The following is a 12971-nucleotide window of genomic DNA, read 5'->3' as shown; positions in this document are numbered from 1 at the left end:
ATGACGACCTCTCGTGAATGTTCATACGCGGTTGTCGCGGGAGGAAAGAGGGCCTCGCGAGTCGAGAATGTCTTACCCGAACGCTTGCCGCAGCCGTCGAGCCAGGTCGAACAACATCTGGTTCTGCTTCACCAGCCGCTTGCCATGGCTGAGCGATGACATCGCCATCGCGGCCACCCTGCCGCGCGACGTCAGGGGGACAAAACTGTCGAAGATCTCTTCGTCGTCCTTGCAGAACATCCGCTTGTAGTCGTCCGAACCGATCCCGAGATCGAGCGACCGGTAGCCGCGCTCGGCGTAGCGATCGATGATATAGCGCATCAGGATCAGGCCCGGGCTGTAGCGGGCGTGCTCGGACATCGTGTAGGTGTTGAACATCATCGAGAAGCGCTCGCCGTCGGCGACACCGGCGAAGATCGCGATCACCTCCTCGTCGCATTCCAGTGCATGGATGTCGATGACGCGGCCTTCACCGCGCGGCGCAAGGCAGGCGCTGCGGATGAACTCTTCGACGCCCGGCTCGGCGAAGACGTTCGGGAGCTTTTGGTCGGCCATCCGCACCGGCTTGACGCGGAAGAACCAGTCCAGCAGGCGGGTGACATCCGCGTCCGACGTGGCGAGGTGATAGCGATAGCCGGCGAGCGCCTGCAGCTTCTTTTCCTTGCTCTTGAGGCGGCGGCGGAAGGAATTGCTGATCCGCGATGCCGGCGGCCCGCCGGGTTCCATCACCAGTTGCGGACAGCCGTTGATCGGGGTCTGTCGTGGCAGAGCTGCAAACGGGTTTTGCTGGCCGTGCCAGCGTTGCGGCTGCTGCGTCAGCACGAGCACGTCGACGTGCTCGCGGAGCGGCGCAAGCAGCGCATCGAGATCGGCGGCAACGGTCCGTGCGGCAAACGCAGCGTTCCACAGGCCCATGTTGAAGGTCGTATGCTTGCCGCCCATGAAGCAGGCCGTGCGCACGCCGTGGCTTTGGCGCAGCGAGAGCGGCAGCAGCAGCAGCGGCCTGTGATCATCATCGCGGGCGATGACGACGAAGGGGCGCGCGCCTTCGCGCTCGCCGACCAGTCGCTGCCAGGGGCTCAGCAGATCAAACCGCTGATAGGGCGTGAAGAGATGGCCGGGCTGCTCGAGGGCGCGCCAGACCGCCTCGGCGGCGCCGAGATCCGTGACGATATCGACATGCGCGAAACGGCTCGATTTCGACCGCGCTGGCGCTTCTGCCGTCCGGCTTTGCATCGCCGCAGCCATGGTCATTCGCGAAACCTGTCGAGAAATCAAAATAGACGTAATTCGGCCGGTGGCCGACCTTTGCAAAGAAATGTCAACAAAGGGTAAGGACAATGGAACGGGAACGGGCGCCTCGTGGGCGCGAAGGGTCGAAATATTGGCATCCGACGACAGATGGCTGGCGCGGCTGCGCCTCGAGCTGGCCTGGTTCACCGGCCAGGCCGCGCTGCGCAGTCGCGGTGCCGGCGCCATCCTGCGCTTTGCGCGGGTGCGGCCGCGGCGGCGCGGCGGATTTCAGCCGCTGCGCGCGAACGAGATCACGCCACAATTTCTCGATCGCGCCATTCGCGCATTGAAGCGCTGGGATTATGAGTTTGTCGGCATGGACGAGGTCTGCCGCCGCGCCGTGACGCTGCCGCAGCAGCGGCGTTTTGTGGCGCTTACCTTCGACAGTGCGTCGAAGGATCTGATCGACGTTGCCTATCCGGTGCTGTCGCACAACGCCGTGCCCTTTACGATCTACGTGCCCACCGCATTTCCCGACGGCGTCGGGCAGGCCTGGTGGCTCGGGCTCGAACAGGTGATTGCGCGCGAGAGCCGCATCAGCCTGATGATGGGCGAGAAGGAACAGCGCTTCGTCGTCACGGACAATGCCGAGAAACAGGCGCTGTTCTCGCATATCGAGAGCTGGCTGCGCTCGCTGTCGCCGGCGGATCTGTCGGCGGCGATCGCCGATCTCTGTACGCGTTACCGGATCGATCTTGCCGCACTCTCGCGCGAGGCGTCGATGGATTGGGAAGATCTCGCCAAGCTCGCTGCCGATCCGCTCGTCACGATCGGAAGCGCGACCGTGAATTATCCCGTGCTCGCCAACATGAAGGATGGCGCGGCGCTGCGCGAGATGACGATGGGCAAGGCCGTCGCCGAATCCGCCTTTCGCCGCGAGGTCGGGCACTTCGCCTTTCCGTTCGGCGATCGCGCCTCGTTCCGGCGCAGCCACGTCATGATGGCGGAGGAGGCCGGCTTTGCCAGCGCGGTGTCGACGATATCAGGTATCGTCGATGCAGAGGGGCGGACCAATCTGCGCGCGCTGCCGCGGATTTGCTGGGACGGCCGTGTTCGGTCGCTGCGCATGCTGCGCGTGCTGGTGTCAGGCGTCGCCTTTGCGCCGGTGAAGCCGACGGGCGGCGCTACGAACTAGATTTGACGCGATCGGGCCGCTGCATCCAGCTCACGATCGGCATCGCCGGCAGCACCCAGCCCAGGCCGACCACGACGTAATAGATCGCCTGCCGCCAGCCGGATTCGGCGATCCACGGCATCTGCGCCGCCGCCATGCCGAGCAGGGCCCAGACGGTGCAAAGCACCAGGAGTAGGATGGCGCCGAGGAACTTGCGGGTGCGGATCGTCATGGCGGACTATGAGCGGCCTTTGCGTAACTTGCGCTGCGGGAGCGGGGGACTATAAGGGGCACGCAGTCCGGTTCAAGCCTCCAGGTCCTGGTTTTGCTCCCGAAATGACACCGATTTCCGCCCCGTCCAACCCGCATCGCGCCGTGCGCTGGTGGCTGATCTCAGTTGCCGCGCTGATCGCGCTGATGGTGCTGGTCGGCGGCGCGACGCGGCTGACGGAATCCGGCCTCTCGATCGTCGAATGGAAACCGGTGACGGGCAGCCTGCCGCCGCTGTCGGAGGCGCAATGGACCGAGGCGTTCGAGGCCTACAAGAGGATCCCGCAATATCGCGAGCTCAACGCGGGCATGAACCTGTCCGAGTTCAAGCAGATTTTCTGGTGGGAGTGGAGCCACCGGCTGCTCGGCCGGTTCATCGGCGTCGCCTATCTCCTGCCGTTCCTGTACTTCCTGTGGCGCGGTGGCCTCTCCGGTGAATTGAAGCGCAGGCTGTGGCTGCTGTTCGCACTCGGCGGGCTCCAGGGCGCGGTCGGCTGGTGGATGGTCGCCTCGGGCCTCACCGGGCGGGTCGAGGTCTCGCAATATCGGTTGGCGACGCATCTCGTGCTCGCGTTGCTGATCTTCGCCGGCATCGTCTGGACGGTGCGACGGCTCAAGGAGCGGCCGCAGATTGCGGCATCGGCGCGGCTGCGGTTCACGAGCGCGCTGCTGCTCGTCGTGACGTTCGTGCAGATTTATTTCGGCGCGCTGGTCGCGGGCCTGCGCGCGGGCCGCGCTTACAATACCTGGCCGCAGATCGACGGCGCGTTCATTCCCTCGGCCGAGCGGCTGTGGTTCGAGACGCCGTGGTGGCGCAACATGTTCGATAACGTGCTGACGGTGCAGTTCGAGCACCGCATGACCGCCTATGCTCTGTTCGCGCTGGCCGCGCTCCACGCGGTCGACGCGGTGCGGTCACGCGCCGGTGCTGCGGCGAGCGGCGCGCTCTGGCTGTTCGCGGCGGTGAGCCTGCAGGCGGTGCTCGGCATTCTCACATTGCTCAACCAGGTGCCGATCGACCTCGCACTGTCGCACCAGGCGGTCGCGATCGTCGTGCTGATGCTCGCAGTGATGCAGGTGGAGCGGCTGGCGTCGCGGCAGTCCGTGGAGATGCAGCCGCGCGCGGTGCCGGCTGGCCAGCCCGGCTGATCAGATCAGCAATAGCCGTAGATGCCGCACGAGTAGGGCAGCCGCCAGAAATAGTCGACCTGCTTTCCGCCGTAATACGAACCCTGATAGTCGTAGTCCCAGGGGCGGCCGTAATAGCCGGGCAGCGTGTGGGAACCCGGCAGCAGCGGCGTGCCCGGCAGGTTGCGGATGTAGCTGCCGACGCCATAAGCCGGCGAAATCAGCGCATCCGGATCGGTATCGACATAGACCTGCGGCGGCTCCTGCGGAGGCGCGGCGGCCCGCCGCTTCGGCGTGGCCGGCAGATCGGCGGCAACGGCGGCTGAGACCGTCAACATCACCGCAAGGGCAGGCACCGTCCAGCGCAACATCGTCGGCTCCGAATCAAAAGGGGCGATCCAAGGACGATGTATGGGGCAGATATGGTTAACGACTGTTAACTGGCGGCGCTGTCTCCGGGGCGACTTTGCGCGCCGCCCCGGATGACAACGGCTACGCGCCCAGCGCCTGTTCCAGATCCGCGATCAGGTCTTCCTTGTCCTCGATGCCGATCGAGAGCCGCACCACGTCGGGGCCGGCGCCTGACTTGATCTTGGCGGCGTCGTCGAGCTGGCTGTGCGTGGTCGAGGCCGGGTGGATCACCAGCGAGCGGGTGTCGCCGACATTGGCCAGATGCGAGAACAGCTGCAGCTTCGACACCAGGCTGACGCCGGCGTCGTATCCGCCCTTCAGGCTGAAGGTGAACACGGCGCCCGCGCCCTTCGGCGCGTATTTGCGCGCGAGCTGATGGTACTTGTCGCTCGGCAGGCCTGCATAGCTGACAGAGGCCACCGCCGGGTGACCGGCGAGGAATTCGGCGATCGCTTTCGCGTTGTCGCACTGCTTCTGCATGCGCAGCGGCAGCGTCTCGATGCCGGTCAGGATCATGAAGGCGTTGAATGGCGACAGAGCGGGGCCGAGGTCGCGCAAGCCCAGCACGCGGCAGGCGATCGCGAAGGCGAAATTGCCGAAGGTCTCCTGCAGGCGGATGCCGTGGTATTCCGGCCGCGGCTCCGACAGCATCGGATATTTGCCGCCTGTCGACCAGTCGAAGGTGCCGGCATCGACGATGATGCCGCCGAGCGAATTGCCGTGGCCGCCGAGGAATTTCGTCAGCGAGTGCACCACGATGTCGGCGCCGTGGTCGATCGGGCGGATCAGATAGGGCGAGGCCAGCGTGTTGTCGACGATCAGCGGCACGCCAGCCTTGCGCGCCACCGTCGAGATTGCCTCGATGTCGGTGATGCTGCCGGCGGGATTGGCGATGGACTCGATGAAGATGGCCTTGGTGCGCGGCGTCACCGCGCGCTCGAAGCTCGAGATGTCATCGGGGTCGGCCCACACCACGTTCCAGCCGAAGCTCTTGAACGCATGCGTGAACTGGTTGATCGAGCCGCCATAGAGCTTTCGCGCCGCGATGAACTCGTCGCCTGGCTGCATCAATTGCTGCAACACCACGACCTGCGCGGCATGGCCCGAGGCCACCGCCAGCGCCGCCGTGCCGCCTTCGAGGGCTGCGACGCGCTCTTCGAGCACCGCGTTGGTGGGATTGCCGATGCGGGTATAGATGTTGCCGAATGCCTGCAGGCCGAACAGCGAGGCGGCGTGGTCGGCGTCGTTGAACACGAACGAGGTCGTCTGATAAATCGGTGTCGCGCGCGCGCCGGTGGTGGGGTCGGGCTGTGCACCGGCATGCACGGCGAGGGTTGCAAATCCCGGAAGGCGATCGCTCATTGAGGGCGTCCTGTTCTTGTGGCCTGAAATCGCGCGGCATGCTGATCGGCGCCGCGCCCGCCGTCAAGGCGCCGCGTCACATCAGGATCATTTGGGAATGATCTTGCTACGCATTGTCGCGATCGCGAAACGAATCCTTCGCGATTGGGTCAGCTTTGCTCGCTCTTGTTTTTCGCGGCGCGGTCGGAGGCCGCGGTGTCGCCGCCGCCGACACTCATCCGATTGAGGGATAGCCGCATGCCTTGCGTCGGTGCCGGCGCGCGCTTGGAGCTGAGCGTGCGCGAATTCACGCCCATCCAGGAGATCTCGGACGACAGGCGGCCATACTCGATCTTGGGACAGCGGTTCATCACCACCTTGATACCAACCGACTCGGCTTTTGCTGCCGCTACGTCGTCACGCGCGCCAAGTTGCATCCAGATCACCTTCGGCAGCGGATCGAGCGTGAGCGCCTCTTCGACCACAGGCAGGATGTGGCTGGAGTTGCGAAAGATGTCGATCATGTCGACGGGGCGGCTGATGTCGGAGAGCGAGGCGACGAAGGGCTTTCCGAGCAGCTCCTTGCCGACATGGCCGGGATTGACCGGAATCATGTCGTAGCCGCGCTGCGCCAGATATTTGAACGCGAAATAGCTCGGCCGCACGTTGACCGGCGAGGCGCCGACCATCGCGATCGATTTCACGGAGTTGAGGATGCCGCGGATGTAATTGTCGGGATAGGCGTCGTGGTTCATGTGCCGTCTTTTCTTGTTGTCACTCATCCCGCCATGTCGGCGCACGCTTTTCGATGAAGGCGCCGATGCCTTCCTCGGCGTCGCGCGCCATCATGTTCTCGGTCATCACCTCTGCGGCATAGCGATAGGCCTCCGCAAGGCTCATCTCGGCCTGGCGATAGAAGGCCTCCTTGCCGAGCTTGACGGTGTAGGCGGATTTCAGTGCGACCTGCTGCGCGAGCCCGATTGCAGCGCCGAGTTCTGTGCCGGCGGGGACCACGCGGTTGACGAGCCCGATCTCGCGCGCGCGGTCGGCCGTGATGGGCTCGCCGGTCAGAAGCATCTCCATGGCCTGCTTGCGCGGGACGTTGCGCGACAGCGCCACCATCGGCGTCGAGCAGAACAGGCCGATGTCGACGCCCGGCGTGGCGAATCTGGCGCCCTCTGAGGCGATGGCGAGATCGCAGCTTGCCACGAGCTGGCAGCCGGCCGCGGTCGCGATGCCCTGGACGGCAGCCACCACGGGCTTGGGCAAGTGCACGATCGCTTGCATCATTGCGCTGCAGGCGGTCATCATCTCGGCGAAAAAGGCGCGGCCGCGGTCGGGATCGGCGCGGCGAGCGGTGAGTTCCTTCATGTCGTGGCCGGCGGAGAAGGCCGGGCCGTTGGCCGCGATCACAACGCCGCGGACGGCCTTGTCGCTGCCGATATCATTGAGCTCGGCATGCAGGCTGGCGATCATCGCTGCCGACAGGCTGTTGCGCGCAGCGGGCCGGTTCAGCGTCAGGACCGCGATGGAGCCTTTGGTCTCGCGCAGCAGGATCGGCGGTTGCGGGGCGGGGGCGCGGGCGGCCTGGGCAGACATCGAAGCGTTTCCGTTGGATTATTGCATTTGAATGACGCAGATAACTTAATGTAACAGGGCAGGTGAAGCGAGGGTGGGGAACAGCATGGCGTTAGCGAAAATGAGCGTGGCGGATGTCGAGCAGTTCCTCCGCGTCGAATTTCCCCAGGCGTTCAGCGGCGACGACATCACGATCGAAAGCGCGGACGGCCAGACCTGCCTGTTGCGGCAGCGCTTCAGCGAGAAGATGCTGCGGCCCGGTGGAACCGTATCCGGCCCGACGCTGATGGCGCTGGCCGATTTCGCGATGTACGTGGTGCTGTTGTCCGCGATCGGGCCGATCGGGCTCGCTGTGACCACCAATCTCAACATCAATTTCCTGCGCAAGGGCCAGCCCGGCCAGGACGTGCTGGCAGAGGCCCGGCTGCTCAAGCTCGGCAAGCGGCTGGCGGTCGGGGAGGTGAAGCTGTTGTCCGGCACATCGCCCGATCCGATCGCCCATGTCACCTCGACCTATTCCATTCCAAACGTTTGAGCTTTCTGCAGGTAATATAGCACCATATTTTTAAGACTTTGATATTGCTTCGCTAATTCATGTCGCCGGGCATTGACCGCCGCGCGTCTCTTCTCTAGACAATCGCGCAGTCCGGTGCGGTGTTCGCGCCGATGCTCCCCGTTCACGGAAACTCTGACATGAAAACCTTTTCGGCAAAGCCGGCTGAGGTGACGAAGAAGTGGGTGCTGATCGACGCCAAGGGTCTGGTCGTCGGTCGCCTCGCCACCATCGTCGCCATGCGCCTGCGCGGCAAGCACCTCCCGACCTACACCCCCCACGTTGATTGCGGCGACAACGTCATCATCATCAACGCGCAGCACGCGGTCCTCACCGGGCGCAAGCGCGAGCAGAAGACCTACTACAAGCACACCGGTTATGTCGGCCACATCAAGGAGCGCACCGCGCGCCAGATCCTCGAGGGCAAGCACCCCGAGCGCGTGCTGGAGAAGGCCGTCGAGCGCATGATCCCGCGTGGTCCGCTTGGTCGCGTCCAGATGGGCAACCTCCGCGTCTATGGCGGCGCCGATCATCCGCACGAGGCCCAGACGCCCGAGAAGATCGATATCGCCAAGTTGAACCGCAAGAACACGAGGGCCGCATAACATGGCCGAATCCATTCAGTCGCTCGACCAGCTCTCGCAGCTCAAGACGGCGTCGCCCGATGCGCCCAAGCACGAGAAGAAGGTCGACAAGTTCAACCGCGCCTATGCCACCGGCAAGCGCAAGGACGCGGTCGCCCGCGTGTGGATCAAGCCGGGCGCCGGCAAGGTCACTGTCAACTCGCGCGAGGTCGAGGTCTATTTCGCCCGTCCCGTGCTGCGCATGATGATCGAGCAGCCGTTCTCGGTGGCTGCACGCTCAGGCCAGTACGACGTGATCTGCACGGTTGCCGGAGGCGGCCTGTCCGGCCAGGCCGGCGCTGTGCGTCACGGCATCTCCAAGGCGCTCACCTATTTCGAGCCGGAGCTGCGCACCGTGCTCAAGAAGGGCGGCTTCCTGACCCGCGACTCGCGCGTGGTCGAGCGCAAGAAGTACGGCAAGGCCAAGGCCCGCCGGTCCTTCCAGTTCTCGAAGCGTTAATCGCTTCGGTCACATTCGCCGCGAAAGCGGCTTCAATGAGATGCAAAAGGGCGCTGATTTCAGCGCCCTTTTTGTTGTTCGTTTGTCTGCAAATTGATGGCGTGTTTCCAGAAAACTTGGGCGCCCTCGAAAACCTGAATGGAACCCGCCGGATTTAGCGTCGCCTTTGGAAGGGCGCGCAAATCGGATGTACCGATCGCGTAACTGCTATGGCTTAAGGGGGCCGACATGATGTCGCTCGATAGCATCACGCTCTATTTGGTCGCCACCATGGTCGCCGCACTGCTCGGCGCCATGATGGTTTTCTTCGGCAGGCAGGAGAACAGCCCTGCACTGAAACGGTGGGGCACCGCCTATCTCCTCGGTGCCGCCTCCGTCGCGCTGTGGACCGCGGCCGGCGACAGGCTGGGCCCGCATCTCTACCTCGCGCTGAACGCCGTCGGCTTCGTCGCCTGCGGCATGGTGTGGAATGCGGCGCGCGTCTTCCATGGCCGCAAGCCGAACTGGCCGGGCCTTGTGCTCGGTGCGCTCGCCTGGGTCGCCGCCGTCATGTTGCTCGACCCCGAGGCATCCATGGTGCGGATGATCGTGGGCGCCGGCATCGTTTCGGTCTACGCGGCGCTGACCGCCGGCGAACTCTGGACCGAACGGCGCAAGAGCCTGCAACGACGCTGGCCTGCCATCGTGATGCCGGTGATGCACGGTTGCGTGTTGATGCTGCCGGTGCTGATCGGCAGCTTCCTGCGTCCGCACGATGCCGGCTTCGCTCAGAGCATCTGGGTCAAGGTATTCGCGGTCGAACTGATCCTCTACGCCGTCGGCACCGTGTTCGTGATCTTCATGCTGGTGTCCGAGCGCACCGTGACAGCGCACCGCACCGCCGCGTCGACCGATCCCCTGACTGGCATGCTCAACCGCCGCGGCTTCTCGGAAGCCTGCGGCCGCGTGATCGAGCGCGAGGCCAAGGCCGGACGTCCCGTCACCGTGATGATCTTCGATATCGATCATTTCAAGTCGATCAACGACCGCTTCGGCCACCCCGCCGGCGACGAGATGCTGAAGCTGTTCTCCACCATCGTCGTCAACAATCTGCGGATCACCGACATGTCGGGGCGCATCGGCGGCGAGGAGTTCGCAGCATTGCTGCCGTGTTCGCTGGAGGAGGGTGTGCTGGTCGCCGAGCGCGTGCGCGAGGCGTTCGAGACGTCCGGCGTCGTGGTCGACGAAGGCCCGGTCGACACCACCGTCAGCATCGGCGTCGCCGGTGGTCCTGCCGGCACCGAGCTCGAAGTGCTGCTGGCATCCGCCGACACTGCGCTCTATCAGGCCAAGCGCGGCGGCCGTAACCGCGTCGAGGCGGCGGAGGAGCTGCCGCTGTCGCTGGAGAACTGGCGCCGCCAGAGCGCTGCGCGCATCAGCACGCCGCGGCCGGCCACCGCCTGAGACGTAAGGGCAGCAGCCGCGGTAATCCTCTGTTTACCATTCGATCCCTACCATTGCGGTCATGGAATCGATCCGTCGACAGAACCCGCAAGCTGCCCTGATGTCGCTCGAAGCCGCTGCGGCCTCGGCACGCAGCGGGTTCGCCTGCCTGTTCTCGACCTCGGACGAATACGAGAGCGCGCTGATCTCCGAGCGCCGTGCGCAGGGGCATTACACGCAGGGCCGCCGCAGCTACTGGCCGCTCGCACTGTTCGCCGGTTGCGCCCTCATCGTGGCGGGCACCGTTCTGCTGCTGGTCTGAGAGGTCTGCAGTTTCGGGCCGAGCAGGGCGCCGTTTCGGCGCCTTTTTCTTTTCCGTCCGCTGCGCTAGACACGCCCATCGAACAAAAGGTGGAAACCGATGATCACCGAGATCGCGCAAATCGACGTCAAGCCGGGCAGCGAGAAGGACTTCGAGGCCGCTGTCGCCAAGGCCAAGGCTGCTTTCGGCCGCTCCAGGGGCTTTCACGGCTTCGAACTGCACAAATCGATCGAGAAGCCGCAGCGCTACCGGCTGATGGTGAAGTGGGCGACGCTGGAGAACCACACCGTCGATTTCCGCGGCTCCGAGAATTTTGCCGAATGGCGCGGCCTCGTCGGCCAGTATTTCGCCTCGCCTCCGGAGGTCGAGCACACCGAGACCGTGCTGACGACCTGAGCCGATTCAGGCCGCCTCCGCCAGCGGCGGCGCCTCGTAGGTCTTGAAATGGTCGATCATGACCTTGCCGATCGCAAGCAGCGGCAGCGCCAGCGCCAGGCCCCAGATGCCGAACACGACGCCGAGCACGATCTGGAACGCGAACAGCGTGGCTGGCGGGATGTCCAGCGCCTGCCGCTGCAGGATCGGCGTCAGTACGTAGCTCTCCATGGCGTGCACGCCCATGAAGAGCAGAAACGCCGATAGCGCCGGTATCCAGCCTGAGGCGAGGCTCGCCAGCACCACGACGACGCCGGCGATGATGGCTCCGATGGTCGGGATGAAGGCGAGCAGGCCGGCCTGGATTCCCAGGATGAACGAGCCGGGGATGCCGATGACGGCAAGCCCGATCCAGGTCACCACGCCGACCGCGAGCATGACGATGATCTGCGCGATCAGCCAGCGCTCCAGGGTTTCACCGATGCGATCGATGACGAGGGCGACGCGGGTGCGGTGCCTCGCCGGCGCCAGATACAGCAGGCCGTCGTGATAGACGCGGGGCTGGGCGGCGAAGGCAAGGCCCAGGAACAGCACGATGAAGATGTTGCCCACACCGTGGATGGTGCCGAGTAGCAGCTTGAAGGTCTGGCTCACGATTGCGCCGCCGCTGGACGCCAGCGTGCCGGCGCTGGGCAAGGAACCGCGCGAGGGCCCTGCCGGTGCAGGCGCCGCCTCCGACGGAATATTGGCCGAGGGATCGGTCGCACCGTTGCCGAAATCAAAGAAGCTGGTGTCGATGCCGTGGCTGTCCAAAAAGGATTTCACGTTTCCGATCTGCGATTTGATGGTCTTGCTCAGCAGCGAAGCCTGATCGGCGATGGTGGCGCCGCCGAGATAGGCGATGCCCGCGAGCATCAGGGCGAGCGCAGTGCAGACGATCGTGAGCCGCACCGCATGCGGCAGGGGCACCCGGCGGCCGAGCGCACCGGTGAGCGCGTTGAGGCCCAGACCAAGCAGCATGCCGGCGAAGATCAACAGCACGGTGGCGGCGAAATACCAGGTGAAGGCGAGCAGCACGGTGAACAGCACGACGCCGATGCCCCCGACCGAGATCGCCCAGGCGAGGTCGCCGCGGGTTCGGAAGCGTTCTTCTTTGGACGACATGGTCACATCAGGTCCTTTTCAGCGCATTGCGCTGCACTCTTTCGACAAACGCGCTTCGGATCAAGACCGTACTCGAGGCGCTGGTTTGACGCCGGCGCGCCGACGGTGCAGAGCGATGAGGAAAGAAAAATGGGGGCGCTTTGAGCTTCATCAGCAAATGGGCGGGTCTGCTCGGGCTTCTGGCCGTGCTCGTGATCGGCGACCAGATCCGGATCAACCGGCCTGGGCACAAATATCGTCTCACCGTCGAGGTCACGACGCCTGACGGGATCAAGACCGGGTCTGGCGTTCTGGCTGTCGTGCCCGACCGTAACTATAACCGCGGCGGCCGCACCACGATGCGCGGGGAGGCGGTGTTCGTCGATCTCGGCCAAAACGGCGCCCACGGCAAGAATCTGATTGCATTGCTGGTGCACCGGCAGGGCCCAAAACTGGACTTCGATGACATCAACTATGTCGCGCTGCGCGCCTACGGCGCCGCGCGTGGCAACCGCGTCTCGTTCAACGATATCCAGCGCCAGACCGGCGTCGTCCCGGTCCAGGCAGACCAGGTGCCGGTGCTGGTCAGCTTTGGCGATCCCAATGCTCCCGGGACGGCGCGCCTTGTCGCCGGCGACAATGCGGAGGCGGTTCTGGGCGAGGGCTATGCGATCCGAGCCGTTACGGTCGAAGTCGTGCCCAACGGGTTCTGGCCGATTGATTTCGGTGGGGCGCTCGGAGTGCCCGTGACGCGCGGCCTCGAAGCGAAACTGCCTTGGTTGGCCGCGCCGGGCGATCCGGCGGCTACCGCACTGCAGGCGGCGGGCCTGCCCGCTGGGGGCGAGGCCCGGGAGGCATTTGCGCGAAAATAGCATTGCCGTCCCGCGATCCCTTCTGTTGAATTTGTTCCAGCCGAAGGGCATGTTTGGAGAATCTTC

General features: G+C 64.8%; 16 protein-coding genes. 9 read left to right on the top strand and 7 right to left on the bottom strand.

Translation table 11 applies throughout. The features are described from left to right. Nucleotides 1-72: 72 nt before the first annotated feature. Nucleotides 73-1254 carry a GNAT family N-acetyltransferase gene (locus tag JQ580_RS24720; protein ID WP_212282790.1) on the bottom strand — a complete coding sequence of 394 codons (1182 nt, stop codon included), beginning with the start codon at nt 1252-1254 and terminating at the stop codon, nt 73-75. Nucleotides 1255-1384: 130 nt separating this feature from the next. On the opposite strand from JQ580_RS24720, the gene JQ580_RS24715 reads away from it, so the two are divergent. Further along, on the top strand, nt 1385-2428 hold the full coding sequence (locus JQ580_RS24715) for a polysaccharide deacetylase family protein (protein WP_212282789.1): 1044 nt from the start codon (nt 1385-1387) through the stop codon (nt 2426-2428). On the opposite strand, the gene JQ580_RS24710 is transcribed toward JQ580_RS24715, so the two are convergent. Beyond that, entirely contained in the window at nt 2418-2639 is a 222-nt protein-coding gene (locus JQ580_RS24710) for a DUF2842 domain-containing protein (RefSeq protein WP_212282788.1), read from the bottom strand. The two genes, JQ580_RS24715 and JQ580_RS24710, sit on opposite strands and share 11 nt — an antisense overlap. Nucleotides 2640-2743: 104 nt before the next feature. Here JQ580_RS24710 and JQ580_RS24705 point away from each other — a divergent pair, with 104 nt between their 5' ends. Next, nucleotides 2744-3826, top strand: a complete 1083-nt coding sequence (locus tag JQ580_RS24705) for a COX15/CtaA family protein (protein ID WP_212282787.1) — start codon at nt 2744-2746, stop codon at nt 3824-3826. A gap of 5 nt (nt 3827-3831) precedes the next feature. Here the strand turns inward: JQ580_RS24705 and JQ580_RS24700 are convergent, their stop codons facing one another. The 4 genes from JQ580_RS24700 to JQ580_RS24685 form a co-directional block, all read right to left on the bottom strand. Beyond that, entirely contained in the window at nt 3832-4176 is a 345-nt protein-coding gene (locus JQ580_RS24700) for a hypothetical protein (RefSeq protein WP_212282786.1), read from the bottom strand. A 121-nt stretch (nt 4177-4297) separates the two neighbouring features. Next, nucleotides 4298-5578, bottom strand: a complete 1281-nt coding sequence (locus tag JQ580_RS24695; protein WP_212282785.1) for an O-acetylhomoserine aminocarboxypropyltransferase — start codon at nt 5576-5578, stop codon at nt 4298-4300. Between the two features lie 149 nt (nt 5579-5727). Beyond that, complete coding sequence (locus JQ580_RS24690; protein WP_212282784.1) at nt 5728-6312, bottom strand: CoA-binding protein; 585 nt, start codon at nt 6310-6312, stop codon at nt 5728-5730. Nucleotides 6313-6331: 19 nt separating this feature from the next. Further along, nucleotides 6332-7156, bottom strand: a complete 825-nt coding sequence (locus tag JQ580_RS24685) for an enoyl-CoA hydratase (protein ID WP_212282783.1) — start codon at nt 7154-7156, stop codon at nt 6332-6334. An 85-nt stretch (nt 7157-7241) separates the two neighbouring features. Between JQ580_RS24685 and JQ580_RS24680 the strand changes: the two genes are divergently transcribed. The 6 genes from JQ580_RS24680 to JQ580_RS24655 all read left to right on the top strand — a co-directional run bounded on the left by JQ580_RS24680 (nt 7242) and on the right by JQ580_RS24655 (nt 10911). After that, on the top strand, nt 7242-7670 hold the full coding sequence (locus JQ580_RS24680; RefSeq protein ID WP_212282782.1) for a PaaI family thioesterase: 429 nt from the start codon (nt 7242-7244) through the stop codon (nt 7668-7670). A 158-nt stretch (nt 7671-7828) separates the two neighbouring features. Next, nucleotides 7829-8293 carry a 50S ribosomal protein L13 gene (rplM, locus tag JQ580_RS24675; RefSeq protein WP_091965253.1) on the top strand — a complete coding sequence of 155 codons (465 nt, stop codon included), beginning with the start codon at nt 7829-7831 and terminating at the stop codon, nt 8291-8293. Nucleotide 8294: 1 nt separating this feature from the next. Continuing rightward, a complete protein-coding gene (gene rpsI, locus JQ580_RS24670) occupies nt 8295-8771 on the top strand; it encodes a 30S ribosomal protein S9 (RefSeq protein WP_212282781.1) in 477 nt (158 codons plus the stop codon). Between the two features lie 228 nt (nt 8772-8999). Next, nucleotides 9000-10214, top strand: a complete 1215-nt coding sequence (locus JQ580_RS24665; RefSeq protein ID WP_212282780.1) for a GGDEF domain-containing protein — start codon at nt 9000-9002, stop codon at nt 10212-10214. A 61-nt stretch (nt 10215-10275) separates the two neighbouring features. Beyond that, complete coding sequence (locus tag JQ580_RS24660; RefSeq protein ID WP_212282779.1) at nt 10276-10515, top strand: hypothetical protein; 240 nt, start codon at nt 10276-10278, stop codon at nt 10513-10515. A 99-nt stretch (nt 10516-10614) separates the two neighbouring features. Next, nucleotides 10615-10911, top strand: a complete 297-nt coding sequence (locus JQ580_RS24655) for an antibiotic biosynthesis monooxygenase family protein (RefSeq protein WP_212282778.1) — start codon at nt 10615-10617, stop codon at nt 10909-10911. 6 nt (nt 10912-10917) lie between these two features. On the opposite strand, the gene JQ580_RS24650 is transcribed toward JQ580_RS24655, so the two are convergent. After that, nucleotides 10918-12054 carry an AI-2E family transporter gene (locus tag JQ580_RS24650; protein WP_212282777.1) on the bottom strand — a complete coding sequence of 379 codons (1137 nt, stop codon included), beginning with the start codon at nt 12052-12054 and terminating at the stop codon, nt 10918-10920. Between the two features lie 185 nt (nt 12055-12239). On the opposite strand from JQ580_RS24650, the gene JQ580_RS24645 reads away from it, so the two are divergent. Continuing rightward, on the top strand, nt 12240-12905 hold the full coding sequence (locus tag JQ580_RS24645; protein ID WP_311982479.1) for a hypothetical protein: 666 nt from the start codon (nt 12240-12242) through the stop codon (nt 12903-12905). Nucleotides 12906-12971 lie beyond the last annotated feature (66 nt).

The sequence above is a fragment of the Bradyrhizobium sp. SZCCT0148 genome (genome assembly GCF_018129985.1).
Taxonomy (GTDB): domain Bacteria; phylum Pseudomonadota; class Alphaproteobacteria; order Rhizobiales; family Xanthobacteraceae; genus Bradyrhizobium; species Bradyrhizobium japonicum_H.
Note: the sequence above shows the minus strand (reverse complement) of the source record. Positions and strands in the feature narration are given on the sequence as shown.